Source organism: Mesorhizobium tianshanense (assembly GCF_007830515.1).
Taxonomy (GTDB): Bacteria; Pseudomonadota; Alphaproteobacteria; order Rhizobiales; family Rhizobiaceae; genus Mesorhizobium; species Mesorhizobium tianshanense.
Genome location: NZ_VLKT01000002.1, coordinates 80,113 through 104,835, shown reverse-complemented (window position 1 = coordinate 104,835; position 24,723 = coordinate 80,113). Strand labels below are relative to the sequence as shown.

Here is a 24,723-nt window from a genome sequence, read left to right as displayed (position 1 = left end):
TCCGACGCACCGCAAAGTCGGCGCCGACCATAGAATCCCGTTCCATGGCAGCGCTTCTCAAGGAATCAGGATTCATTTTTAGGGTCTTCGAGGAACGCCGTTCTATGCAAATGCCATGGGCAGCAGCGACGCGGACTTTTTCAACAATATCCACCCAATCCGGTCATTCCCACCGCATCTCCGCATCTCCGCATCTCCAAAGCGGACACTCAGCCAAGCCGGCGCTGATGACCTAAGCCGACATCTTGTCGAGAGAGCATTCCGTTCAGAACTCGTGGATGGAAGGGACCGGCGCGTTGCGTATACCGAGAACCCCGCCATCCTCTAGTTATAGCTAGAGCACAGTCGCGCACACTCGCGTCCGAAGCAGGACTAGAATAGGGTGAAAGGCAAAGCCGCTACGACCGACCAGGGAAGGCGCACGGCACGTATGGAACGACGGCTTACGGCAATACTTGCTGCCGACGTGGTTGGCTACAGCCGCCTCATGGGCGAGGACGAGGTAGGCACGCTCGAGGGACTGAAGAGCTGCCGTCGCGAACTGATCGACCCCGAGATCAAGAAGCACCACGGCCGCATGATCAAGCTCATGGGCGACGGCGCGCTCGTCGAGTTCGCCAGCGTCGTCGATGCCGTCCAGTGTGCTGCTGTGATCCAGCGCCGGATGGCCGACCGCAACAAAGGCACCGCCGAAGCCCGGCAAATCCGGTTTCGCATTGGTGTCAATCTCGGTGATATCATCGTTGAGGGTGACGATATCTACGGCGACGGGGTAAACATCGCCGCCCGTCTGCAGGCGATCGCAGAGCCCGGCGGAATTTGCATCTCCGGCACGGCGTTCGATCACGCAGCGCACAAAGTGGATGTCGGCTTCGCCGGTCTCGGAGAGCAGCGCCTCAAGAATATCGCGAATCCGATTCGCGTCTATCGGGTCCTGCTAGATCCCGGAGAATCGGGGAAGATCGTGGCCGCGCCACACCGGCCAGGTTCGCCCATCATGATTTTGGCAGGGGTAGCAGGCCTGCTCATCGTCTTGCTTGCAGGCATTTTTGCATGGCAATGGCAAAGGCCCGCAGCGCTCGGAAAACCATCCGTTGCGGTACTGCCATTTGCAAACCTCAGCGGCGATCCGAGCCAGGACTATTTCGCCGACGGCATCACCGAGGACCTGATCACCGATCTGGCCAAGCTTTCGGGTCTCGATGTCATCGCTCGCAATTCCGTTTTCGCCTACAAGGGCAAGCCCCTCGTTCTGGCCGATGTCGGGCGTGACCTTGGTGTGCGCTTTGTCGTTGACGGCAGCGTGAGGCGGACAGGCGATCAAATCCGTCTCAATGCGCAGCTGATTGACATAGCGACTGGCGACAATCTGTGGGCCAATCGGTTCGATCGCGGCATTGCGGAGGTTTTTGCCGTCCAGGACGAGATGAGCCTGGAAGTTGCCAAAGCGCTCGGCGTGCAGCCTTCTGCTACGGAGAGCGAGCGGATGGCACGCCCGCCGACTTCCAATCTTGAAGCCTACGATTACTACCTGCGCGCCGAGCAGGCGGCTCGATCCGGTGGGGGCTCAGGTCTGAGGAAAGCACTTGCGCTCTATGAAAAGGCGGAGGAAGTCGACACCGCTTTCGCTGAAGCCTTCGCGGCCGACGCACGCACGAGTGTCTATGTTTGGCGGGCTGGCTTCGATGACATCACCCAGAGCGCGCTTGCGAGAAAGAGAGCTTATGAAAAGGCAGGCAAGGCATTGGAACTCGATCCGGACCTTTCATCGCCCTATGCCCTTCTAGGCATCATGCAGGTCATCGATCGCCATTACGACGAAGCGATCGCCTCGGCGAAGCGGGCCGTTGCAATCGGCCCGGGAGACGCTGGGACTCATATAGCCCTCGGATACGTGCAGTTGTTCGCTGGCAATCACGCCGAGGCGGCCAATGCCGTCGAGACGGCATTGAAGCTCGATCCCAATCTGCCCCCCATGGACCGGGAAATCGCTGGTCTCGTCTTTCTCCTTCAGGGCGACACCGCGAAGGCCATCGAGACTCTCGAGCGTACCCGCGACGATGCGCCGGCGGATGGTGGTTTCCGGATTCTGCTCGCAGCGGCATACGCTCGCGCCGGCCGCTTGCACGACGCAAAGGCCGCAATCGCTGATGGCCTCCGGCTGGTGGCTAGGACCGAATCCTTCGCTCGGGCGCGGTCATTGGCATCAGTTGGGAATATTTTTGGCCACCTTCGCAATGTTGAGGACCTCACTTTTATCGTCGATGCCCTGCGCGAAGCCGGACTGCCTGAATGGCCGTTTGGCTTCACCGCCGACGAAAAAGATCGATTGAAGGGTGAGGAGATTACGTCACTCGTTATTGGCAAAACCCTGAAAGGCCAGCTCGAACCCGATGGCCAACCCGCCATCATGCAGGTCGGACCGGATGGCACGACGGGCTTCCGGACGATGACGCGAATGTTGACGGAGAGAGTCTATGTCGAGCGCGATCTCTTATGCGAGCAGAGCGAGAATCTGTTTGGACTCCCCGTCTGTGGTCCCGTCTACCGACGTACCGAAGGGGCTGGTACGGGGTATTCCTATGTCAATGCAACTATGGTGTTTCACTTCGTGACCGTAAATTGAACTCGCAAGTCTCAGGGGTTATTGATCAAGTTCCAATCCGGCTCATCGACTGCCAACTTTGCTTCGACGACCGGCCATTTAGCATCGCCCTTCGGAACAAGATCATCGGCATTGTCCGCAAAAGCGGCCGCGTTCCCTTCGTCGTAGATCAGGTAGAGCTTGCCATCGATGATCTTGAACGCTTCCGGATCGACATTGACGGTGACGGAATCGTTGAGTGCGACCTCGCCGGCGCAGTAACCACCGTATTGGGGAGCGTATTTGGCCGGCTCGCTCATGAACATTTCCTGGTGTTTCTTGCTGGCGAAATGCCACGGCGTCCCCAACCATTCGTAGGAGTATTCTTCTGACCCCTTCACCGCCTTGCCGTCCGTGAAATAAGCAACCGTGTCGTAGCCCATGAGCGCCACGCCGCCGAAATAGCCGGTGTTCACTGAGTCGTCGGCGAAGGCAGATCCCGCGCCAGCAACCGCGGCAAGCGCAAATGCGGCCGCCGACACTGAATAGCGAACCAGTTTCGATGTGATCGATGTGCTCATCTGCATTCTCCATTCAATCGTGGATGGCTTCGCATTTCGCTGCATTCGCTTCGCCGAGGACCTTCGTCTGGCAGGTGGCCCCGTGGCGTTTGAAGAGCTTTATCATGTCCGTATTGCCCTTCCAGAACGCGCGAGTGATCGGCCAGTAGCCATGACCCTCAGGGTGTTTCACATCCGCGCCCTGCCCAATGAGAAATTCTGCGAGTTCGACGTGGTTTTCCTCTCCCGCGACGATTAACGGCGTGACTCCCGACTTGTTGGCCGAGTCTTCGAGCACCGCCCCCTTCTCGAGCAACAGCTTGGCAATCGGTAGGCTGCCCGAAAAAGCTGCCGCGTGGAGCGGCGTGAAGCCGCCCGAATTGCGCGCCATGACGTCGGCGCCCTTGCCCAGCAGCAATTCCGCGATCGCGAGTTGGTCGCCGAGGGCAGCAGCTATGAGGGGGGTTGCCTGATCAGGAGCCCGGCTATCGACATCGGCGCCGCTGGCCAAGGCCTGCTCCACCGCAGGCTTATCGCCGGCCGCGACCGCGTCGAACAACAAATCGCCGGCGGCTGCCGTCGTTGCCGCGAACGCCAACATCAAAGATGTTAGTAGTCGACGCATCACCACCGATAGCACGCGCGGGGATGGAGTACAAGTTCGGTAGGCTCTCGCTTTGCCCGCCATGCGAGCCAGCAAAAAGGAATTTCCGCTTCGGATTGCGCCACGAATGACCGGGATTGGCGCTACTTGCTCATTCCCATTGACGAGCCGAACAGCAACTTTCCACCCGTTGCCGGACATTCAAACTGGGCGGCGGCGTAGCTCGCCGCAGAGCCGCCCGTCGTCCCAACATTTCAATGGCAGTCCGCACAGGCAGAGCGGCGATGCGAAGCGGAAGCGTAAGCATGCGCTCGCGACATATCACCTCTCGAAAAGCCACGGCTGCATGCTAAGAGACTCAAAACACCAAACGGACTGAGGAGCGGCCGGTATGGAAGGCGAAAGCAAAAAAGCGGCCCGGTCGGACCTCGACGAAGCTGCACTCTACTTCCACAAGCACCCAAGGCCTGGGAAGCTCGAGATCCAGGCAACGAAGCCGCTCGGCAATCAGCGCGATCTGGCGCTTGCCTATTCGCCCGGCGTCGCGGCGCCCTGCCTGGAAATCCGCGACAATCCGGCAACCGCCGCCGACTACACGGCGCGGGCCAATCTGGTCGGCGTCGTTTCCAACGGCTCGGCCGTGCTGGGCTTGGGCAATATCGGTCCGCTGGCCTCCAAGCCGGTGATGGAAGGCAAGGCTGTCCTGTTCAAGAAGTTCGCCGGCATCGACGTGTTCGACATCGAGATCGACGCGCCTGGCATCGAGCGCATGGTCGAGACGATCTCGGCGCTGGAGCCGACCTTCGGCGGCATCAACCTCGAGGACATCAAGGCGCCCGAATGCTTCGAGGTCGAGGAGCGGCTGAAGGCCCGTATGGCCATACCGGTCTTCCACGACGACCAGCACGGCACCGCGATCATCGTCGCCGCTGCCGTGCTCAACGGGCTGGAATTTGCCGGCAAGACGATCTCCGACATCAAGATCGTCACCTCCGGCGCAGGCGCTGCTGCCCTCGCCTGCCTCAATCTGCTGGTTTCGCTCGGCGCGCGCGTCGAGAACATCTGGGTCACCGACCGGTTCGGCGTCGCCTACAAGGGCCGCGTCGACGAAATGGACCGCTGGAAGGACCCCTATGTGAAGGACACCGAGGCGCGCACGCTGGCCGACGTGCTGCCGGGCGCCGACGTGTTTCTGGGGCTTTCGGCCGCCGGCGTGCTGAAACCGGAATTGCTCCAGCACATGGCGCCAAAACCGCTGATCCTGGCGCTGGCCAACCCCACGCCAGAGATCATGCCGGAAGCGGCACGGGCGGCGCGACCAGACGCGATGATCTGCACCGGCCGTTCCGATTTCCCCAATCAGGTCAACAACGTACTCTGCTTTCCCTACATCTTCCGTGGCGCGCTGGACTGCGGCGCCAGCGCCATCAACGAAGAGATGAAGATGGCCGCGGTGCGGGCGATCGCGGCCCTTGCCCGCGAAGAACCGTCCGATGTCGCCGCCCGCGCCTACTCCGGCGAAACGCCGGTCTTCGGGCCGGATTTCCTGATCCCCTCGCCCTTTGATCCCAGGCTGATCCTGCGAATCGCGCCGGCCGTCGCCAAGGCCGCCTGCGACACCGGCGTCGCCACGCGGCCGATCTCTGACTTTGCCGCCTATATCGACACGCTGAACCGCTTCGTCTTCCGCTCCGGCCTGGTCATGAAGCCGGTGTTCTCGATGGCCAAGACGTCGAGCGCCAAGCGCGTCATCTATGCCGACGGCGAGGACGAGCGCGTGTTGCGCGCCGCGCAGGTGGTGCTGGAGGAAGGCATCGCCGAGCCGATCCTGATCGGCCGCCCACATGTCATCGAGGTGCGGCTGAAACGCTATGGGCTGCGCATCAAGCCGGGTGTCGATTTCGGCCTGATCAACCCCGAGGATGATCCGCGTTATCGCCATTATGTCGACCTTTTGATCGAACTCGCCGGCCGGCGCGGCGTCACGACGGAAGCCGCGCGCACCATGGTGCGCACCAACAACACGGTGATCGCGGCACTTGCCCTCAAGCGTGGCGACGCCGACGCCATGGTCTGCGGCCTCGAAGGACGTTTCGAGCGGCATCTGCGCAATGTCACCTTGATCATCGGCCCGCGCCCCGGCATCAAGGACCATGATTTGTCGACGCTTTCCATGCTGATCTCGCAGCGCGGCATCATTTTCCTGACCGACACCCATGTCACCGTCGATCCGACCGCCGAGGAGATCGCCGAGATGACGGTGCTGGCGGCCGAAGAGATCCAGCGCTTCGGCATCGAGCCGAAGGCCGCCCTGCTCTCGTTCTCGGATTTCGGCTCGCGCGATGAGCCGAGCGCGCTCAAGATGCGGCAGGCAGCGGCGATCCTGGCGCGCATCGCGCCCGACCTGCAATGCGACGGCGAGATGCATGCCGACACGGCTCTGTCCGAGCATCTGCGCCAGCGGGTCTATCCGCATTCCCGGCTGAAGGGCGAAGCCAATCTGCTGGTGTTCCCCAATCTCGATTCGGCCAACATCACGCTCACCGCGCTGCGCGCGATGATGGACGCGCTGCATGTCGGGCCGATCCTGCTCGGCACCGACAGACCGGCGCACATATTGACGCCGTCGGTAACGTCGCGCGGCGTGGTCAACATGACGGCGCTCGCCGTGGTCGAAGCTGCCCAAAAGGCGCAGGCGGTTGTAAATCTGGGCTGAAACCCGATTTGGCATTAGAGCGCCGCACGTCCAATTGGACGCGCAAAGGACGCTCTAACACTTTGTATCTCCGCATGATCCTTTCCGGAAACCGATTTCGGTTTCCGGGGTCATGCGGTAAGCTGAACAAACAGTTGACCTCAGACGCGGTAACTTTCGCAACGGATGGGCAAACGGAGCTCAGGACGAATGACGGGCCGAGGGTGGAAGCTGACGTGTGCCGCGGCGCTGCTCGGCGCCGTGGCGTTGTTAGGCTTTGCCGTCACCCAGCCGCAGGCGGCCTCCCGTGTTTGCCGCCAGTTGGAGGCCGATCTCGCGGCCGCTTCGCGCGGTGGCGGCGGCAAGCCGGCCCTGCTCAGGAAATACGACGACGCGATCGTGCGGCAGCGCGAGCAGATTTCAAAGGCAGGCCACCAGTCCGACCGTGCCGGTTGCGGCTTTTCGCTGTTCGAGCGCAATCGCAACGCATGCGCCGCGCTCGATGCCATGCTCGACCGCATGAACGCCAACCTCGATGCCTTGCAGGTCAAGCGCGCTGAGCTCGCCGGCGGCGGCTCGCGCCGCGATCGTGCACGCATACTGGCCTCGCTCGATGCCAATGGCTGCCGCGACGGCAATGAGCCTTCGAAGCGTGCGCCTGTCCTGGAAGCGAACCGCGAAAACGGCAAAGGAAATCTGCTCGATCGGCTTTTGGGCGACGCCGGAAGTCAGCCCCAGGCGCTGGACGAGCCGAGCGATCCCGACGAAGAACGCGGTATCCGCGCCATGATCAACCAGCCCGACGGCACGGATCTGCCGCGCATTGGTGGCGAATTCCGCACAATGTGCGTGCGCACCTGCGACGGCTATTTCTTCCCGATGTCGAACGCCGCCTCGCTGGGCGATTTCGAGCGCGACCAGAAAAACTGTGATTCGAGCTGCCCCGGCACCGAGATGCAGGTGTTCTATACGCGCGGCATTGGCGACGATTCGGCTGACATGACGTCTTCGGTGACCGGCAGACCCTACAGCGAATTGCCGACCGCCTATCTCTACAAGCAGCCCGAAACGTCGCGCCCGCCGGCCTGCGGCTGCAACGCCGCACAGAATTTCGAAATCATTGCCGGCAATCCGCCTAGCCCGGAACAGACTGAGGCCGATGTTGAGACCACGCCGTTCATTCCGGGGCCTGTCGCCAGGCCAGATCCAGGCGTCGACCCCGAGAGTTTGGCCAATGTCGAAGGCAGGCTCGACCGCGAAACCATCAAGCGGCTCGCCGTCAAGCCATCGCCGACAACCTTGCAGCCGCCGGAACGGCGCAAGGTCAGGGTCGTCGGGCCAGCGTTCCTTCCCGACCCATAAGCGGCAATAGATCCGCAAGCTCCGGCCCCGAAGGCTGTCCCGTAAGCGCCAGCCTGAGCGGCATGAACAGCGCCTTGCCCTTGCGGCCGGTCACTTCCCTGATCTTGCCAGTCCAGTCCTTCCACACCGACCCGTCCCACGGGTCTTCCGGCAGAAGATCGAACGCCTGGCGAAGGAAATCGCGATCGATGTCGGAAAAGTCCGGCTGCTCCTGCGGGCCGTCGCGAAGCGTGCGCCACCAGATCGCCGCATCGGCCAGTCTGTCGAGATTGCCGCGCACCGCCAGCCAGAAGGGCTCGGCCTGTTCGCCGGAAATGCCGAGCACGATCAGCCGGTCGCGCGCCTCGGAAAACGGCATATGGTGCAGCAGCGCGCGGTTGAGCACGAAGAGCTCGTCCGGGTCGAACTTGGCGGCGGATTTCGACGCCGCGGCCGGGTCGAAGCGCCGGGCAAGCTCGACCATGTCAGGCACCGCCGCGACATTTTCCGAGGTGCCGACAAGCACCGCCAGCGAAGCGACGGCCATCGGTTCGATGCCGGTCTCACGCAGGCTCTCGATGGACAGAGCGCCGGTCCGCTTCGACAGGCCCTCGCCCGATGCGGTGGTCAAGAGATTGTGGTGGCCGAACACCGGCGGCTCGGCACCGAGCGCCTGGAACAGGGCTATCTGCACGCCCGTATTGGTGACGTGGTCGTCGCCGCGGATGATATGGCTGACTGACATTTCGATGTCGTCGACCACCGAGGGCAAAGTGTAGAGATAGGTGCCGTCCTCGCGCTGCAGAACCGGGTCGGAAAGCGAGGCGAGGTCGACGGTTTCCTCGCCGCGCACCAGATCGTTCCAGTGGACTTCGGTGCGCTCCGACGCCAAGGGATCACTGGTGAAATTGGGCAGGAGAAAGCGCCAGTGCGGCCGGCGGCCATCGGCCTGGTATTCGGCGATCTGCTCGGGCGTCAGCGTCAGCGCTTCGCGGCCGTAGACCGGCGGCAGGCCGCGCGTGCGACGCACCTTGCGCCTGAGATCGAGCTCTTCCGGGGTTTCGTAGCAGGCATAGAGAAGTCGCGCCGCCTTCAACTTCTCCATCGCCGCATCGTAGATTTCGAAGCGCCGTGACTGGTATTCCGTGGCGTCCGGAAAGATGCCCAGCCAATGCAGGTCGTAGAGGATGGCGTCGGAGAATTCCTGCGTCGAGCGCGCGACGTCGGTGTCGTCGAAGCGCTGGATGAAGCGGCCCTTGTTGTTCATGGCGAACAGCCAGTTGAACAGCGCGGTGCGCGCATTGCCGATATGAATACGGCCGGTCGGTGATGGGGCGAAACGGACGGTAACTGTCATGAACGGGGCGTACCGGATGGTTTTCTAGTTGACAAGACACGCCCCCGCGCTTGGCGGCAGACATAGAACATGACGGAAGCGATGAAAAGCCTGCAGCGCGGGGCGGAGTCCGGCCCAGCAGAGCCTAAATCAAAAACCCGCCTCGGCGGGCGGGCCCTTAGGGGCGGGTTCATTGGCGCAAATCAGCACCATGAATAAATTCCTAGCATAGCTGCCGTCACCTGTCAAGTTGAAGCTACCCAAAGTTGCGAGACGATCGCATATGGGCAAGAGCCTCCTCACCCGGATTGCCAACCGAATTGCGAAGGGCAATTCGGGGCAATCCGACCTCTCCCCGAGGGGAGAGGAGGTCGCCAGCGTTGACGCCAGCCTCTTCTCCCCGCGGGGAGAAGGTGGCCGCGTAGCGGCCGGATGAGGGGGCAGCGCCAACGTCGAGAATTGATCGCCTCTAACCTGAGAGAGCGGAGCCCGCCGCGCGGTGCTGCAACCCCGTCAGATCGCCAGCCCCTTGGTCAGTTCGAGCGCCTGGCGCTCGAACAGCCGGCGATAGATGCCGCCTTGCAGTCGGATCAGCTGGTCGTGCGAGCCCTCTTCGACGATGCGGCCGCGATCGAACACCAGAAGCCTGTCCAGCGCGCGCACCGTCGAAAGCCGGTGCGCGATGACCAGCGTCGTGCGGCCGACCATCAACCGCTCCGTCGCCTGCTGGATCAGCACCTCCGATTCCGAATCGAGGCTCGATGTCGCCTCGTCCAGAATGAGGATCCGCGCATCGGCAAGGAAAGCCCGCGCGATCGCCACCCGCTGGCGCTCGCCGCCGGACAGTTTCACGCCACGCTCGCCGACCAGCGTGCCATAACCTTTCGGCAGGTTGACGATGAAATCGTGCGCGCTGGCCAACCGCGCGGCGTGCTCGATCTCGGCTTGCGTGGCGCTCGGCCGGGCATAGGCGATATTTTCCGCCAGCGACCGGTGAAACAGGATCGGCTCCTGCTGGACGATGGCGATCTGCCCGCGCAGCGACGCCTGCGCCACCCCGGCAATGTCCTGGCCGTCGATCAGGATCGTTCCCGCACTTACGTCGTAAAGGCGCTGGATCAGCTTGACGAAGGTCGTCTTGCCCGAGCCTGAGTGGCCGACCAGCCCGACGCGTTCGCCCGGCGCGATGTCCACCGAAAAGTCGCGATAGAGCGGCAGCCGGTGGCTGCCATAGTGGAAGGTGACGTTGTCGAAGCTGATGCGGCCGTCGGTGATGCGGATCGGCATGGCGCTTGCCACATCCTCGATGCCGAGCGGTTCGGACTGGAAGTCGACCAGTTCCTCCATATCGTTGATCGAGCGCTGCAGATTGCGGATATGCGTGCCGATGTCTCTGAGATAGCCTTGCAGCACGAAGAACGAGGTCAGCACGAAGGCGATGTCGCCGGCGCTCGCCTGCCCCCATGCCCACAAAAACAGAGAGAACCCGATCACCGCTGATCTCAGGAGCAGCAGCATCGAACCTTGCGTGGTGCCGTTGATGGTGCCGCGCACCCAGGTGCGGCGCGTGCGCGCGCGCCATCTGGCGACGACCTTGGCAAGGCGCGACTCCTCGCGTTCCTCCGCGCCAAAACCCTTGACCACGGCGTTGCAGCTCACCGCATCGGCCAGCGAGCCGCCCAGCCTCGTGTCCCATGCGTTGGCAAGCCTCGCCGCAGGCGCGACATAGCCGAGCGACAGCATCGCCGTCACCGCGATAAACAGCACCGAGCCCGCCGCGACGACAGCACCCATGAGAGGCCAGAACCAGCCGAGCAGCAGCGTCGAGCCGACGAGCATGACGACGGACGGCAGCAGCGCGATCAGGATCGTGTCGTTGAGCAGGTCGAGCGCCCACATGCCGCGCGTAATCTTGCGCACCGTCGATCCGGCGAAGCTGTTGGCGTGCCAGTCGTTGGAGAAGCGCTGGACGCGGTGGAAGGCGTCGGCGGCAATATCCGCCATCATCTTCAGGGTCAGCTCGACGATGGCCATGAAGGCAAGGTTGCGCAGCACGACACCGGCAAGCGCCAGCGCCACCAGCATCGAAAAGGCCGCCATCGCCGCATTCCACGCGACATCGTCGGCCGCGGCACCGCTGGCAACGGCGTCGACCAGCCGGCCGGAATAGAGCGGCGTCAGCACGTCGGCCAAGGTCGACAGCAGGAACGTGGCCATGATGAGCGAAAGCCGCCACGGCTGGCGCCGCCAATGACCGAGCGTGAAGCCAAGGACGCTGCGAAAAGCGCCCGCGCGCAAATCGATCTGAAAACGAGCCATGATGTCATCCGGGCGCAAGCGAGCCCGGTCCCGGTAAGGTCGAAAATTGAAAAACCCGCGTTGGGCTCAAATAGCGCCCAGGAATGCGGAGGTTCGGCATTGTGGCGGCTCACCCGAATACGGGCGGCGACCGGCATCGACGAATGCCTGTTGTCAGATCGGCTTGCCCGTGAAGGTGAAAACCTTCCGGCGCGCCATCTGAGACCTAGGCTTGGCGGCCTCGCATAACGATGTCAAATCGTGGCATTCGGGACCTCCCATTAGAGCGACGTGCGTCCATTTGGACGCACAAAGTACGCTCTAACACTTTGAATCTGCGCATCGTGCTTTCCGAAAATCGATTCCGATTTTCGGGCCGATGCGTAGGGAATCGCGGAAAGGCGTTTATAGAGACGCCTCAACGCCTCGCCAAGCCAGCGGGGCACCGAAAGCGCATCTGGTCCAAATAGTGAGGCGATTTTGCAACAATCGCGGGTTGTACGCCGTCCTGAAACCGAGCTTTTCGTACAGCCCGTGGGCGTCATTGGTCGACAGGCTCCAGTGCGTGACTGTCTTGCAGTCCGGATGATCGATTAGCGCCTGGACAAGCCGAGTGCCAATGCCTCGCCCGCGACATTCCGGCCAGATGATGACATCGCCCAGATAGGCAAACACCGTGCGGTCGGTGATTGCCCGGCCGAAGCCGACCTGGTTGAGATAGGCTCCCACGCAAAGCGAGTTGCAAAGGCGCGGCGGTGGATCTCGTCGCTGCGCCCGCTGCCCCAGTAGCTTGCCATCAACAGGTCAGAGGTCGCCCGGAAGTCGATCCGCGAGACGTCGAAGCTGATTTCACAATCAGACATTGCCAGGTCTATCCGCCATCCCTGAACCGGTTGGTGATGGGATAACGGCGGTCGCGGCCGAAATTCTTTTTGGTGATCTTCACGCCGGGCGCCGCCTGCCGGCGCTTGTATTCGGCGATGTAGAGCAGGTGCTCGACGCGCGTTACCGTCGCCCGATCATGGCCGCGGGCAACGATGTCGTCGACGCCCATCTCGTTCTCGACCAGACACTCCAATATGTCGTCCAGCACCGGATAAGGCGGCAGCGAATCCTGGTCCGTCTGGTTCTCGCGCAATTCCGCCGACGGCGCCTTGTCGATGATGTTGTTCGGGATCACCTCGCCGGAGGGGCCTAGCGCGCCCGGCGGCACCTGGCCGTTGCGCCAGCGCGCCAGCGCGTAGACCTGCATCTTGTAGAGGTCCTTGATCGGATTGAAGCCGCCATTCATGTCGCCGTAGAGCGTGGCGTAGCCAACCGACATCTCGCTCTTGTTGCCGGTGGTGACCACCATCGAGCCGAACTTGTTGGAGATCGCCATCAAAATGGTGCCGCGCGCGCGGCTCTGCAGGTTTTCCTCGGTGATGCCTTCCTTGGTGCCCTCGAAAAGCTGCGTCAGCGTGTGCAGGAATCCCTCGACCGGCTCGAAAATCGGCACGATATCGTAGCGGCAGCCAAGCGCGCGGGCACAATCCTCGGCATCCTTCAGAGAATCCTTCGAGGTATAGCGATAAGGCATCATCACGGCGCGCAGCCGCTCCTCGCCGAGCGCATCGACCGCAAGTGCGGCGCAGATTGCCGAATCGATGCCGCCGGAAAGGCCGAGCACGACATTCTTGAAACCGTTCTTGTTGACGTAGTCGCGCAGGCCCAGCATGCAGGCGCGATAATCGGCCTCTTCCATTTCCGGTATCTTCGACATCGGTCCGTCGGAGCAGACCCAGCCCTCGGGATTATTTCCACTTTGCGCGCCTGCGGCGGCGCGGTTCCGCTTCCAAGTGGTGACGTTGACCGTCTCCTCGAACTGGCTCATCTGGAAGGCCAGCGTCTTGTCAGAACCTATGGCAAACGACGCGCCGTCGAAGATCAGCTCGTCCTGGCCGCCAAGCTGGTTGGCGTAGATGATCGGCAATCCGCATTCGATGACCTGGCGAATGACGATCTGGTGGCGGACATCGACCTTGCCGCGATAATAGGGCGAGCCGTTCGGCACCAGCAGGATTTCCGCGCCGCTTTCGGCCAGCGTTTCGCAGACGGCGACATCGCCCCATATATCCTCGCAGATCGGAATCCCCAGGCGCACGCCGCGGAAATTGACCGGCCCCTGGATTTCAGGCCCGGCCTGGAACACGCGCTTTTCGTCGAACTCGCCATAGTTCGGCAAATCGAGCTTGTAGCGCTCGGCAAGGATCTTGCCGCCATCGGCAAAAATGATCGAATTATGCGTGCCGCTCTTGCGCTTCAGCGGCGTGCCGATGATGACGCCCGGCCCGCCATCGGCGGTATCCCCGGCGAAATCCTGCGCCGCCCGCTCGCAGGCCTTCAGGAAAGCCGGTTTCAGCACCAGGTCCTCGGGCGGATAGCCGGCGAGGAAAAGCTCGGTGAACAGCACGAGGTCGGCGCCTTGGCGGGCGGCATCCGCCCTCGCCTCGCGCGCCTTGGCGAGGTTGCCTGATATATCGCCGACTGTCGGGTTGAGCTGGGCGACGGCGATGCGCAGAATGTCAGGGGCGGTCTTGTTCGTCATGCCTGCTGACTTAGCGCGGCAGAATTCACCGGGCAATGGCGTTCGTTTGGGCCACTCCGGACCGAATGACATCTGTCATTCGTGTCGGACCGATCGAATGTCGATCGTCCTACTCGCCCATATATTCGCGCAGCGCTTCCGGCGAATGGTTCTCGCCGATCGACATCGCCAGAATGCGCGAAATATGCCGGCGCGGCAGGCCGGTTTCGGCGGCCCAGGCATTGATCTGGTTCTGGATCTTGTCGAGATCCTTCTTCGACGTTGGGCTTTCGGCAATGTCGAGCCCGGCGTCGCGCAGCGCCGCCGCCATGTCTGCCGAGACGATGAAGGCGTCCCACTCCAGCCACCTCAAGAAATACTGGCCGGTGTTGCCGCCGAGCCGGCTGCCATGCTTGCCGAGATAGGCCATCAGCCCGATTTGGTCGTCCGCCGGCCAATCGGCGAGGAATTTGCCGAAGCCGCCATGCTCCGTCGACACGCGCTCGACGAAGGCCGCGTTGTCGCGGACGGATTTGATCTTCTGCGGATTGCGCACGATGCGCTTGTCGGCGGTCAGATCGTGCCAGAAATCGTCGGGCTGGAACAACAGCCGCTTCGGCTCGAAGCGGAGGAACGCTTCTTCGAAACCAGGCCATTTCTGCTCGATGACGCGCCAGACGAAACCAGCGGCGAAAACACGCTCGGCCATGGTCGAGAGGATGCGGTCGTCGGTAATGTCAGCCACGGCGGCGTTGTCGGGCATGGGACCCAACAGTGTCGCGAGCGCCGCTTCCCCGCCCTTGCGTTTTGCCGCGCGGGCGCGGATTTTCGCGAAATCGGGCATCTTGTTTCCATCCTCACGCCGCGCTTTTGACGGAACGGCATCTTCCTATATGGAAACGAGACTGCCAAGCCGATGCTTTCGTATGGAGACATCCATGAACAAGACCGTGCCCGAATTGGCCAACCGTTGGCTGGGGCTAGAACCGGAGAATTTGAGCGAACCCGAGAGGCGGGTACTGCAGAGCGCCGTCGATCGCCAGCCGGTATCGCAGAACATCAACGACAGCCTTGCCGGCACACAGAATGCAGGCGACCGGATCGCCGACGCCATCGCGCGAGTCGGCGGCTCATGGACGTTCATTCTGTCCTTTATCGCCTTTCTGACGCTTTGGATCGGCGCCAATTGGTGGCTCCTGGGGCGCGCTTCATTCGACCCTTACCCTTTCATTTTCCTCAATCTCGTCCTGTCGATGATCGCCGCCCTGCAGGCGCCGGTGATCATGATGTCGCAAAACCGTCAGGCCGCGCGTGACCGCGTCGACGCCGCCCACGACTACGAGGTCAATCTCAAGGCCGAGATCGAGATCATGGCGTTGCATGAAAAGCTGGACGAACTGCGCCACAGCCAGATCATCGGCATGCGCGACGAGATTGCGCAGATGGCCCAACAAGTGAAGCGGATCGATGAGATTCTGTCGAAGCCGCGGACGCGTTCATGACGGACGCCATCCATGATCTCATCGAGCAATATGGGTTGATCGCCGTCTTTCTCGGCTGTGTCGCCGAGGGCGAAAGCGCCGCCCTCCTCGGCGGTTTTTTCGCGCATCAGCATGTCTTCGTCCTGTGGCAGGCCTTCCTCGCGGCGGCCAGCGGCGCCTTTGCCGGCGACACGCTCTTCTTCATCCTCGGCCGAAGTTTCGCCGATCATCCCTCCGTTCTCAAACTGAAGGCTAGGCCGGGCTTCAGCCATGCCTACCGTCTCGTCTCCTCCCACCCCAACATCTTCGTGCTGTCGAACCGCTATATCTATGGGCTGCGCCTGGTGGGCGGCATCGCCGCCGGCTTCTCAAGCATAAGTGTGACGCGCTTTGTCATTCTCAACGCCCTCTCATCAGCGGTCTGGGCCGCATTTTTCGGCACCATCGGCTATGTTTTCGGACTGGGCGCGGAGCGCATCATCGGCCAGGCGCTGGCCCGTCACGAACGTCTGCTGGTGGCTCTGGCCATCGGCTTGGGCGTAGCCGTTCTGGCCTGGCTCGTCGCTCACGCCATTGCCAAAAAAGAGCGTGGCAAGGAAACATGAGGATCGACCAAGACCTGACCTCATCCTGCTCAGGGTGTGTCAACACATCCCAGAATCAAGTTCTATCAGTGGAGTGAGCGCAATGACCGACAAGACGTCCATTAAGCCAACGAAGGCCGCAAGGAAGGTCGACACCAAGCAGGTCGCAGCGCAGCCGGTCCTGCTCTCAGGCGGCAACCCTCAGATCCCAAAGGGATACGGCGACGCCCCCGTGCAGGCTTACATCGCGGCCATGCCGGACTGGAAAAGCGACGTCGGGCGCCGCCTCGACGCGCTCATCGTGCGCACTGTCCCCGGCGTGCAAAAGGCAGTCAAATGGAACTCGCCATTTTACGGCATCGAGGGCCAGGGCTGGTTCCTGTCGTTCCATGTCTTCGCCCGCTACATCAAGGTGACCTTCTTCCGAGGCACGTCGCTGCGTCCTGTTCCTCCCGGAGAGTCCAAGCACAAGGACGTGCGCTACCTCGACATCTATGAGGACCAGCTCGACGAAACTCAGTTCGCTGCCTGGGTGAAGCAAGCCAGCCAGTTGCCCGGCGAACGACTGTAAGCGGCCAGCGGATCCTGACGGGAGACGAGCGATGGTACCAAGTGCCGACTAGCGATATTCAAGTGACGGGCGAACGACAACAACCCTAGAGAAAGCGACACCACCATGAAGAAAAGCAGCCCGCAGGAAGGAAAGGCACAAGCCTCTCCCTCTCAGCTGATAGATGCGAGAATCGAGGAGCTGAGTGATTGGCGGGGCCAGATGCTCGCTCGGGTCCGGACCCTCATCAAGCAGGCCGACCCCGAAGTGGTCGAGGCGTGGAAGTGGAGAGGGGTTCCAGTCTGGGAGCACGCGGGAATCATCTGCACCGGCGAGACGTACAAGAATGTCGTGAAGATGACCTTCGCCAAGGGCGCCTCGTTGGAGGACCCTTCAGGCCTCTTCAACTCCAGCCTGGAAGGCAACACCAGGCGCGCCATCGATATCCATGAGAGCGACGACATCGACGAAGAGGCGTTGAAGGCGCTCATTCGCGCCGCCGTGGCACTGAACATCTCGGTGCGAGCTGCCGCTGGACGCGTCCGCCCTCAGGAGAGGCCAAAGAGCGCCTGAAGTGCTAGATCGGTAGTCCCGTGATGCGTTCGATGATGGCGATGCCCCAGACGCCGGCGACGATCACCACCGAAATCAGCACCGCCAGCGAGCCGCAATCCTTGGCGAGCTGGATGTCGACGTTGAATTCCCGGCTGAACGCATCGCATGCGGCCTCGATGCCGGTGTTCAGCACTTCGACCATGATCAGCAGCAGCACCGCGCCGATCAGCAGCGCATAGCCGCGCCACGATACCGAAACAAACCAGCCGAGCGGCAAGGCAAGCACGAGCAGCATCAGCTCCTGCTGGAAGGCCTTTTCGCTGGCGGCCAATTTCTGGAACGCCCGCACTGAATTGAAGAAAGCATCGATCAGCCGCTGCATGCGCAGTCCCTTTCCGAATCACCGGCAGGGGATACCGCAATGGCCGGATCAATGGAATAAGGCGACCTCGCCAAAAATCATTCGTCCGCCACCTTGATCGATGGGGCCGACGTTTCGAACTGCGGCAGCATATCGTCGATCGAATAATAGTCGCCCTTGTCGCCGACGAAGATATGGCTTTGGCCGGAAAGGCCGGACGGCCTGTCGAAGGAGCCGGCCATGATCGAAATCGAGTCCAGTTCGCCATGCTTCCAGAACAGCAACGAACCGCAGGTGCCGCAGAACCCGCGCTTGGCCACATCGGACACACCATACCAGGTGAGCGCATCCTTCCCTTCGATATCGATGTCGGCGTCCTTGGCGGCGGTTGCGGCGACGAAATGTCCGGTCTGCTTCCGGCACTGAGAACAATGGCAATAGACGACACCGCGCAGCCGGCCTCGCGTCCTGAAGCGCACGGCTCCGCACAGGCATGATCCGCTGTGATTGTCATCCATCTTGGCCTCCAAACGAAATCGCCATCCCAAATCGCTGTCCATGGCAGCGGCATCCTCGCCAGGATTCCAGTTTTGCAGCGGCCGTGCCCAAGCAAATGCGACATGCGGCGGGCATGTTCTGCACGGCACGGCTAAGCGGCTGGCCGCGCGGGCGCGTGAAACGCCAGCCAATAGCGATGAAGATTTCGATAAGGACAACGGCGTGTCGCGCGCCCAGTCCCGCTCGGCGACAACCGGGGTACTAAGCCGCACCACGCCGTCCATACGGACTTGCCCGTCAAAGTCGTCTACGAGACGGCGCCCGAGTAAGTTGCGGCGTGTGGCGCTCCGCAACAGCGGCAGCAGCGCTACTCCTTGATGGAACTTGCCGTTGGGGCTGGAGCAAGATGAGATTCTCCGCCGCCGAGTAGACCGCGGGCTGGAAGAGCCGAGCGACGTCAGGCGAGCTTCCTGAGAAGGAAGACATCGTTGCTCGCCATGTCGTTCAGTGAGCACCTCAATACCAACTGAAGTTCCAGCTCTTGAACATTGCGGACGCTGACAGAAAGTCCATCCATGGACAGCCGCTCCAGAATATCCTTTCCGTAACGGCGAAGGTGGTCTTCCTGATAATAGACCCGCACGCGTTCGGAAGTTGGGAGGTCGCCTTCGATGGTTTTGGATCCCCAAAGAGGTACCTGAATCACGGCGATGCCGTTTGGGGCGAGGATACGGCGGATTTCGCTCAGAGCCCTTCGGTCATCGGGGACGTGTTCGAGAACGTGCGAGCACCAGATGAGATCGTAGGTGTTGTCCTCAAACGGCATCTCCTGAATGTCGACCTTATGCATAACTCGTGGGTCCATAAGATCGGCAGTGTGGTACTCAGTGCAACTTCCCTGGAGCCATTTCTGGATCTCTGGTTCGGGAGCGAAGTGCAGAATTTCATCTATCTTGGCCGGAAGGGAATCCTTCAGAAGGACGTAAGCCAGCCTGTGACGCTCCGCGGACCAGCATGATGGGCATCGAGCGTCAAACCGGAAGAACGGGCCAGGTTTACCGGCAGAAAATTGGAATCCCGTCCACCCGCACAAGGGGCAATGCCTGTATTCACAAACCTTGCCCAACCCTCTCAGCGTCGCAGCATGTGTCCGATCAAGGGCCACGATTTGAATCCGTCTCAACGTCGATTGAAGACTTCTCATGAGGACCTCCCGCAAGCTACGCAGCTCGTACTTTGACACTGGAGTCGGAGAGAATAAAGGAATTGCTTAATTAGGCAGTGATGATGTGATTGCGCCATTTCGGCCCTACGGTGGGCGGTCGTATCTTGCCCCCGAACGGTGCCGGCAGATCTGCACCGATCTTAGGACATACACCTTTGCTAGCGGATAACGGCTTCGGTCACGGGCATGAATTTGGCCGAGCTCGAACAAGCTTCCGCTCAGGGGTTGGAACCGGCATTCCACCTCGGGACACCTCCGTTCTGTCCTCGCACAAAGGTGCAAACCAATTGCAATATGCAATCAGTTTATCGCAAGGTGAGTGGAAATTCAATGCAGAGCGGGACCGGCACGATGAGGCCCGCTGACTGAATCAAGAAGCGCCGGATTTCTCCGGCGCTTCTTGATCGTGAAATTCCGATGGCGACTGAAGTCAGCCGTTGACGGCCTGCTTGTGCTGGACCGGGTGGCTCTTCTTGAGCAGGTCCGACACCAGGAACGCCAATTCAATCGCCTGGTCGGCGTTGAGGCGCGGGTCGCAATGGGTGTGGTAGCGGTCCTGCAGCTCCTCGGCGGTGATGGCGCGGGCGCCACCGGTGCATTCGGTGACGTTCTTTCCGGTCATCTCGACATGGATGCCGCCCGGATGCGTGCCTTCGGCGCGATGCACCTCGAAGAAGGTCTGCACCTCCTTCAGGATGCGGTCGAACGGCCGCGTCTTGTAGCCGGCGGCCTCGATGGTGTTGCCATGCATCGGATCCGACGACCACACCACGCTGCGGCCTTCCTTCTTCACTGCGCGCACCAGTTTCGGCAGATGGTCGGCGACCTTGTCGGAGCCGAAGCGGGCGATCAGCGTCAGCCGGCCGGGCTCGTTCTCCGGGTTGAGCAGGTCGATGAGCTGCAGCAGGCCGTCCGGTGTCAGTGACGGGCCGCATTTCAGGCCCAGCGGGTTCTTGATGCCTCGGCAGTATTCGACATGGGCATGGTCGGGCTGACGGGTACGGTCACCGATCCAGATCATGTGGCCTGATGTGGCGTACCAATCGCCGGAGGTCGAATCGACGCGGGTCAGCGCCTCCTCGTAGCCGAGCAGCAGCGCCTCGTGGCTGGTGTAGAAATCGGTCTCGCGCAGCGCGTAATTGGTCTCCGAGGTGATGCCGACGGCCTTCATGAAGTCCATCGTCTCGGTGATGCGGTTGGCGAGCGACTCGTATTTCTCGCCCTGCGGGCTGTCGGACACGAAGCCGAGCATCCATTGATGCACGTTTTCCAGGCTGGCGTAGCCGCCCTGCGCGAAGGCGCGCAACAGGTTGAGCGTCGCCGCCGACTGGCGGTACGCCATCTCCTGGCGTGCCGGATCGGGAATACGCGACTTGGCGTCGAACTCGATGCCGTTGATGATGTCGCCGCGATAGCTGGGCAGCGTCACGCCACCCTTGGTCTCATTGTCGGACGAGCGCGGCTTGGCGAACTGGCCGGCAACGCGGCCAACCTTCACCACCGGCTGCGCACCGGCGAAGGTCAGCACCACGGACATCTGCAGGAAGACGCGGAAGAAGTCGCGGATGTTGTCCGCGCCGTGCTCGGCAAAGCTCTCGGCACAATCGCCGCCCTGGAGAAGGAAAGCGTCACCGGCAGCGACGGTCGCAAGCTGCTTCTTCAGCTTGCGTGCCTCACCTGCAAAAACCAGCGGCGGAAAAGTGGCGAGCTGGGCTTCCGTGTTCTTCAGCGCGGCAAGATCCGGATAGGCAGGAACCTGCTGGATCGGCTTTGCTCTCCACGAATTCGGCGACCATTTCGTCATCGTTGCACCCAACGCTCTTTCCAGCCGGCGTCATCGCCCGCCATTTCGCCCCATATGGGGATCGCGGCTCCATACACGAAGCCGATTTCCTATTCTAGACCGGATTTGGACGCGTGGCGAATGGCGCGGCACAGCGAAGATGCCGGCTGGTTCGTTGCCAAAAGCCCGAGCCGATGCCTCGTTAAGCCGCCTTCTCCGCCAGCCTTGCCAGCTGCGTCATGACCACCGCGGAACCCGCCAGCCGCTTTTCGGGCGTCGACCAGTCGCGGACGAAGACGACGCTGTGGTCCGGCCGGATCTTGGCCAGCGAGCCCTGCTCGCCGATGAACGTGACCAGCCCGACAGGATTGGAAAACTCGCGCTTACGGAAATGGATGACGACGCCCTTTGGCCCGGCATCGAGCTTTTCGACATTGGCCTTGCGGCAGAGCGCCTTGATGAAGACGATCTTCAAGAGATGCTTCACCTCCTCCGGCAGCGGTCCAAACCGGTCGATCAGTTCGGCGCCGAAGGCGTCGATCTCCTCGGTGTTTTCGAGATCGCCGAGGCGGCGGTAGAGCGCCAGCCGCAGTTGCAGATCCGGAACATAGCTTTCCGGGATCATCACCGCCGTGCCGACGGCGATCTGCGGCGACCAGCCGCCGTCCTGCACCTCGCCGGAATCCTTCACCTCGGCCACCGCCTCCTCCAGCATCTGCTGGTAAAGCTCGAAGCCGACCTCCTTGATGTGGCCGGACTGCTCCTCGCCGAGAAGATTGCCGGCGCCGCGAATGTCGAGATCGTGGCTGGCAAGCTGGAAGCCGGCGCCTAATGTATCGAGCGACTGCAGCACCTTCAGCCTCCGCTCGGCGGTGTCGGTCAGCTTGCGGTTGGCCGGCAGCGTGAACAGCGCATAGGCGCGCACCTTCGAGCGGCCGACGCGGCCGCGCAGCTGGTAGAGCTGCGACAGGCCGAACATGTCGGCGCGATGCACGATCAGCGTGTTGGCGGTCGGGATATCGAGGCCGGATTCGACAATGGTGGTCGACAGCAGCACATCGTACTGGCCATCGTAGAAGGCATTCATGATGTCGTCGAGCTCACCGGGCGGCATCTGGCCATGGGCAACCGCCACTTTCAGCTCGGGCACCGATTCACGAAGGAAATCATGGATTTCCGCGAGATCACTGATGCGCGGCACGACATAGAAGGAATGACCGCCGCGGTAGCGTTCCCGGAGCAGGGTCTCGCGGATGACCAGCGGGTCGAAGGGCGAAATGAAGGTGCGCACCGCCATGCGATCGACCGGCGGCGTGGCGATCAGCGACAGCTCGCGCACGCCGGTCAGCGCCAGTTGCAGCGTGCGCGGGATCGGCGTCGCCGACAGCGTCAGCACATGGACATCGGTCTTCAGATCCTTCAGCCGCTCCTTGTGCTTGACGCCAAAGTGCTGCTCCTCGTCGATGATCAAGAGGCCGAGATTCTTGAACGAGATCGAGGCGCCGAGCAGCGCATGGGTGCCGACGACGATATCGACCGTACCTTCGGCGATGCCTTTCTTGGTCTCGGCCAACTCCTTGGCGCCGACCAGCCGCGAAGCCTGGGCAACGCGGATCGGCAGGCCGGAGAAACGCTGAGAGAAGGTCTTGAAATGCTGGCGCGACAACAGCGTCGTCGGCACCACCACCGCGACCTGGAACCCTTCCATCGCCGCGATGAAGGCGGCGCGAAGCGCAACTTCTGTCTTGCCGAAGCCGACATCGCCGCAGATCAGCCGGTCCATCGGCTTTCCGGCGCCCAGATCATCCATGACCGAATCGATCGCCGTCTGCTGGTCGTCGGTCTCCTCATAGGGAAAGCGCGCGGCGAACTCGCCATAAAGGCCGTCCGCCGGCACCAGCGCGGGGGCGGCACGCATCTGCCGCTCGGCGGCGATGCGGATCAACTGCCCGGCCATGTCGAGCAGCCGCCGCTTCAGCCGCGCCTTGCGCGACTGCCAGGCGCCGCCGCCAAGCTTGTCCAATGTCGCTTCGGCCGAATCCGAACCATAGCGCGACAGAAGTTCGATGTTCTCCACCGGCAGGAACAGCCGGTCGTCGCCGGCATAATGGATTTCGAGGCAGTCATGCGGCGCACCGACCGCCTCGATGGTGCGCAGCCCGATGAAACGGCCAATGCCATGGTCGGTATGGACGACGATGTCGCCGGAGGACAACGCCGAGGCCTCGGCGATGAAGTCGGACGCGCGCTTCTTGCGCTTCGAGCGCCGGATCAGCCGGTCGCCCAGAATGTCCTGCTCGGCAACGACGACCAGCCTTTCGGTCTCGAAACCGGATTCCAGAGGCAGCACGGCGAGACCCGCCTGCCCCGCTTCGAGCTTTCCCGCCTCGGCCAGCGTGGCAACGGGCTTGAGGTTGCCAAGATGATGTTCAGCCAGGATCTGGCCGAGCCGGTCGAGCGAACCTTCGGTCCAGCCGGCGACGACGACGCGGCGGCGGGCGGCACGCTCGTCGGCAATGTGCTTCACGACGACGTCGAAGACGTTGATGTTGGGATCGGCGCGTTCCTCGACGAAGCTGCGGCCATGCCGCGAGCCGGCATGGAAGATTTTCTTCGCGCCGGCATCGGGCGCGTCGAAGGGCGTGAAGTCGATCGCTTCGCGCGGCCCAAGCGAGGCGATGAGGTTTTCGGGCGAGAGATAAAGCAGGTCCGGCGGCACCGGCTTGTACGGAACGGCGTCCTTCAGCGCGCCGTCGGCCTGCTTCCTGCGCGCCTCGTAATGGTCGAGGATCAGCGTATGGCGTTCCGCCAGCGCCTCATGCGCAAGGTGGTCGAACACCACAGGCGTATCCGGCAGATAGTCGAACACCGTCTCCAGCCGCTCGTAGAAGAACGGCAGCCAGTGTTCCATGCCAGCGAAGCGCCGGCCTTCGCTGACCGCGGCGTAGAGCCCGTCGTCGCGCTGCGGCGCGCCGAAGGCCTCGATATAGGAGCGACGGAAGCGGCTGATGGTTTCGGGCGTCAGCGCCACTTCGCTCATCGCCTGCAGCGCCATCGACTTGCGCTGACCGGTGGTGCGTTGCGTGGCAGCGTCGAAGACGCGGATCGATTCCAGCGTGTCGCCGAAGAAATCGAGGCGCAGCGCTTCCGTCCAGCCCGGTGCGAACAGATCCAGAATGCCGCCGCGCACGGCGAACTCGCCGACGCCGCGCACGGTCGGCACCCGTTCGAAACCTGATGTCTCCAGCCGCGACACCAGCGCATTCATGTCGATCTGGTTGCCGGGTTGGGCGTGAAACGTCTGCGCCTCGACGAGGCTTGCCGGCGGAATGCGCTGCAAAAGCGCGTTGGCGGTGGTGAGGATGATGGCGCGGTGCGGTTTTTTCGCCAGCGCGATCATCGCGGTGAGCGCGTCGAGCCGCCGTGCGGCGGCATCCGAGCCGGGCGATACGCGATCGTACGGCAGACAGTCCCAGGCCGGCAGTTCGAGCACCGGCAGGCCGGGTGCGGCAAATGTAAGCGCCTCGACGATCGAAGGCAGGCGCTGGCCGTCGCGCGCCACGAACAGCACCGGCTTGTCGGGCGCGATCTCGTGCGCGGCCTGCACCAGCGCGAAGGCTTCAAAACCGTCGGCGACGCCGTCGACGATGAACTGGCCGGCGCGGCCTTTCGGCAGGCCGATGGTGGGGATCAGGCTCATGG

19 protein-coding genes are annotated in these 24,723 nt (G+C 62.3%); 7 read left to right on the top strand and 12 right to left on the bottom strand.

The window, feature by feature from the left end; genetic code table 11:
* Nucleotides 1–430: 430 nt before the first annotated feature.
* On the top strand, nucleotides 431–2,626 hold the full coding sequence (locus tag IQ26_RS01940) for an adenylate/guanylate cyclase domain-containing protein (protein ID WP_145712994.1): 2,196 nt from the start codon (nucleotides 431–433) through the stop codon (nucleotides 2,624–2,626).
* 11 nt (nucleotides 2,627–2,637) lie between these two features.
* Here IQ26_RS01940 and IQ26_RS01935 read toward each other — a convergent pair whose 3' ends face one another.
* Together IQ26_RS01935 and IQ26_RS01930 are read right to left on the bottom strand one after the other, a co-directional pair.
* Nucleotides 2,638–3,165: a YHS domain-containing (seleno)protein gene (locus IQ26_RS01935; RefSeq protein WP_208760091.1), complete on the bottom strand. Its 528-nt coding sequence runs from the start codon at nucleotides 3,163–3,165 to the stop codon at nucleotides 2,638–2,640.
* Nucleotides 3,166–3,178: 13 nt separating this feature from the next.
* Nucleotides 3,179–3,769 carry an ankyrin repeat domain-containing protein gene (locus IQ26_RS01930; protein ID WP_145712991.1) on the bottom strand — a complete coding sequence of 197 codons (591 nt, stop codon included), beginning with the start codon at nucleotides 3,767–3,769 and terminating at the stop codon, nucleotides 3,179–3,181.
* A gap of 370 nt (nucleotides 3,770–4,139) precedes the next feature.
* On the opposite strand from IQ26_RS01930, the gene IQ26_RS01925 reads away from it, so the two are divergent.
* Both IQ26_RS01925 and IQ26_RS01920 read left to right on the top strand, forming a co-directional pair.
* Complete coding sequence (locus tag IQ26_RS01925) at nucleotides 4,140–6,464, top strand: NADP-dependent malic enzyme (RefSeq protein WP_145712397.1); 2,325 nt, start codon at nucleotides 4,140–4,142, stop codon at nucleotides 6,462–6,464.
* Nucleotides 6,465–6,653: 189 nt separating this feature from the next.
* The gene (locus tag IQ26_RS01920; protein WP_145712390.1) at nucleotides 6,654–7,805 is read left to right on the top strand and encodes a DUF2865 domain-containing protein; all 1,152 of its coding nucleotides are present in this window, start codon (nucleotides 6,654–6,656) and stop codon (nucleotides 7,803–7,805) included.
* On the opposite strand, the gene IQ26_RS01915 is transcribed toward IQ26_RS01920, so the two are convergent.
* From IQ26_RS01915 to IQ26_RS01895, 5 genes are all read right to left on the bottom strand, one after another.
* Nucleotides 7,768–9,141: a glutamate--tRNA ligase gene (locus IQ26_RS01915; protein ID WP_145712385.1), complete on the bottom strand. Its 1,374-nt coding sequence runs from the start codon at nucleotides 9,139–9,141 to the stop codon at nucleotides 7,768–7,770. The genes IQ26_RS01920 and IQ26_RS01915 overlap by 38 nt on opposite strands.
* 492 nt (nucleotides 9,142–9,633) lie before the next feature.
* Nucleotides 9,634–11,439: an ABC transporter ATP-binding protein gene (locus IQ26_RS01910; protein WP_145712380.1), complete on the bottom strand. Its 1,806-nt coding sequence runs from the start codon at nucleotides 11,437–11,439 to the stop codon at nucleotides 9,634–9,636.
* A gap of 384 nt (nucleotides 11,440–11,823) precedes the next feature.
* Nucleotides 11,824–12,093 carry a GNAT family N-acetyltransferase gene (locus IQ26_RS41215; RefSeq protein WP_338101576.1) on the bottom strand — a complete coding sequence of 90 codons (270 nt, stop codon included), beginning with the start codon at nucleotides 12,091–12,093 and terminating at the stop codon, nucleotides 11,824–11,826.
* Between the two features lie 196 nt (nucleotides 12,094–12,289).
* A complete protein-coding gene (locus IQ26_RS01900; RefSeq protein WP_145712374.1) occupies nucleotides 12,290–14,005 on the bottom strand; it encodes an NAD+ synthase in 1,716 nt (571 codons plus the stop codon).
* 109 nt (nucleotides 14,006–14,114) lie between these two features.
* Nucleotides 14,115–14,828: a DNA-3-methyladenine glycosylase I gene (locus IQ26_RS01895; RefSeq protein ID WP_145712370.1), complete on the bottom strand. Its 714-nt coding sequence runs from the start codon at nucleotides 14,826–14,828 to the stop codon at nucleotides 14,115–14,117.
* A gap of 94 nt (nucleotides 14,829–14,922) precedes the next feature.
* Here IQ26_RS01895 and IQ26_RS01890 point away from each other — a divergent pair, with 94 nt between their 5' ends.
* The 4 genes from IQ26_RS01890 to IQ26_RS01875 all read left to right on the top strand — a co-directional run bounded on the left by IQ26_RS01890 (nucleotide 14,923) and on the right by IQ26_RS01875 (nucleotide 17,172).
* Entirely contained in the window at nucleotides 14,923–15,486 is a 564-nt protein-coding gene (locus IQ26_RS01890; RefSeq protein WP_126041773.1) for a DUF1003 domain-containing protein, read from the top strand.
* On the top strand, nucleotides 15,483–16,070 hold the full coding sequence (locus IQ26_RS01885; protein ID WP_145712367.1) for a DedA family protein: 588 nt from the start codon (nucleotides 15,483–15,485) through the stop codon (nucleotides 16,068–16,070). The genes IQ26_RS01890 and IQ26_RS01885 overlap by 4 nt, the downstream gene beginning before the upstream one ends.
* An 82-nt stretch (nucleotides 16,071–16,152) precedes the next feature.
* The gene (locus tag IQ26_RS01880) at nucleotides 16,153–16,620 is read left to right on the top strand and encodes a DUF1801 domain-containing protein (protein ID WP_145712364.1); all 468 of its coding nucleotides are present in this window, start codon (nucleotides 16,153–16,155) and stop codon (nucleotides 16,618–16,620) included.
* Between the two features lie 105 nt (nucleotides 16,621–16,725).
* On the top strand, nucleotides 16,726–17,172 hold the full coding sequence (locus IQ26_RS01875; RefSeq protein WP_145712361.1) for a DUF1801 domain-containing protein: 447 nt from the start codon (nucleotides 16,726–16,728) through the stop codon (nucleotides 17,170–17,172).
* A 4-nt stretch (nucleotides 17,173–17,176) separates the two neighbouring features.
* On the opposite strand, the gene IQ26_RS01870 is transcribed toward IQ26_RS01875, so the two are convergent.
* The 5 genes from IQ26_RS01870 to mfd form a co-directional block, all read right to left on the bottom strand.
* On the bottom strand, nucleotides 17,177–17,536 hold the full coding sequence (locus IQ26_RS01870) for a diacylglycerol kinase (RefSeq protein WP_145712359.1): 360 nt from the start codon (nucleotides 17,534–17,536) through the stop codon (nucleotides 17,177–17,179).
* A gap of 77 nt (nucleotides 17,537–17,613) precedes the next feature.
* A complete protein-coding gene (locus IQ26_RS01865; RefSeq protein ID WP_145712356.1) occupies nucleotides 17,614–18,033 on the bottom strand; it encodes a GFA family protein in 420 nt (139 codons plus the stop codon).
* A gap of 437 nt (nucleotides 18,034–18,470) precedes the next feature.
* The gene (locus tag IQ26_RS39410) at nucleotides 18,471–18,878 is read right to left on the bottom strand and encodes a class I SAM-dependent methyltransferase (protein ID WP_276316398.1); all 408 of its coding nucleotides are present in this window, start codon (nucleotides 18,876–18,878) and stop codon (nucleotides 18,471–18,473) included.
* A gap of 790 nt (nucleotides 18,879–19,668) precedes the next feature.
* Complete coding sequence (locus tag IQ26_RS01855) at nucleotides 19,669–21,042, bottom strand: class II 3-deoxy-7-phosphoheptulonate synthase (RefSeq protein WP_145712988.1); 1,374 nt, start codon at nucleotides 21,040–21,042, stop codon at nucleotides 19,669–19,671.
* A 181-nt stretch (nucleotides 21,043–21,223) separates the two neighbouring features.
* The gene (gene mfd / locus IQ26_RS01850) at nucleotides 21,224–24,721 is read right to left on the bottom strand and encodes a transcription-repair coupling factor (RefSeq protein WP_145712335.1); all 3,498 of its coding nucleotides are present in this window, start codon (nucleotides 24,719–24,721) and stop codon (nucleotides 21,224–21,226) included.
* Nucleotides 24,722–24,723: the final 2 nt, after the last annotated feature.

Excerpts from the sequence above, each read along its gene's own strand:
- IQ26_RS01940 (WP_145712994.1), top strand. The coding sequence starts at position 431 with ATGGAACGACGGCTTACGGCAATACTTGCTGCCGACGTGGTTGGCTAC.
- IQ26_RS01935 (WP_208760091.1), bottom strand. The coding sequence starts at position 3,165 with ATGAGCACATCGATCACATCGAAACTGGTTCGCTATTCAGTGTCGGCG.
- IQ26_RS01930 (WP_145712991.1), bottom strand. The coding sequence starts at position 3,769 with ATGCGTCGACTACTAACATCTTTGATGTTGGCGTTCGCGGCAACGACG.
- IQ26_RS01925 (WP_145712397.1), top strand. The coding sequence starts at position 4,140 with ATGGAAGGCGAAAGCAAAAAAGCGGCCCGGTCGGACCTCGACGAAGCT.
- IQ26_RS01920 (WP_145712390.1), top strand. The coding sequence starts at position 6,654 with ATGACGGGCCGAGGGTGGAAGCTGACGTGTGCCGCGGCGCTGCTCGGC.
- IQ26_RS01915 (WP_145712385.1), bottom strand. The coding sequence starts at position 9,141 with ATGACAGTTACCGTCCGTTTCGCCCCATCACCGACCGGCCGTATTCAT.
- IQ26_RS01910 (WP_145712380.1), bottom strand. The coding sequence starts at position 11,439 with ATGGCTCGTTTTCAGATCGATTTGCGCGCGGGCGCTTTTCGCAGCGTC.
- IQ26_RS01900 (WP_145712374.1), bottom strand. The coding sequence starts at position 14,005 with ATGACGAACAAGACCGCCCCTGACATTCTGCGCATCGCCGTCGCCCAG.
- IQ26_RS01895 (WP_145712370.1), bottom strand. The coding sequence starts at position 14,828 with ATGCCCGATTTCGCGAAAATCCGCGCCCGCGCGGCAAAACGCAAGGGC.
- IQ26_RS01890 (WP_126041773.1), top strand. The coding sequence starts at position 14,923 with ATGAACAAGACCGTGCCCGAATTGGCCAACCGTTGGCTGGGGCTAGAA.
- IQ26_RS01885 (WP_145712367.1), top strand. The coding sequence starts at position 15,483 with ATGACGGACGCCATCCATGATCTCATCGAGCAATATGGGTTGATCGCC.
- IQ26_RS01880 (WP_145712364.1), top strand. The coding sequence starts at position 16,153 with ATGACCGACAAGACGTCCATTAAGCCAACGAAGGCCGCAAGGAAGGTC.
- IQ26_RS01875 (WP_145712361.1), top strand. The coding sequence starts at position 16,726 with ATGAAGAAAAGCAGCCCGCAGGAAGGAAAGGCACAAGCCTCTCCCTCT.
- IQ26_RS01870 (WP_145712359.1), bottom strand. The coding sequence starts at position 17,536 with ATGCAGCGGCTGATCGATGCTTTCTTCAATTCAGTGCGGGCGTTCCAG.
- IQ26_RS01865 (WP_145712356.1), bottom strand. The coding sequence starts at position 18,033 with ATGGATGACAATCACAGCGGATCATGCCTGTGCGGAGCCGTGCGCTTC.
- IQ26_RS39410 (WP_276316398.1), bottom strand. The coding sequence starts at position 18,878 with ATGGACCCACGAGTTATGCATAAGGTCGACATTCAGGAGATGCCGTTT.
- IQ26_RS01855 (WP_145712988.1), bottom strand. The coding sequence starts at position 21,042 with ATGACGAAATGGTCGCCGAATTCGTGGAGAGCAAAGCCGATCCAGCAG.
- mfd (WP_145712335.1), bottom strand. The coding sequence starts at position 24,721 with ATGAGCCTGATCCCCACCATCGGCCTGCCGAAAGGCCGCGCCGGCCAG.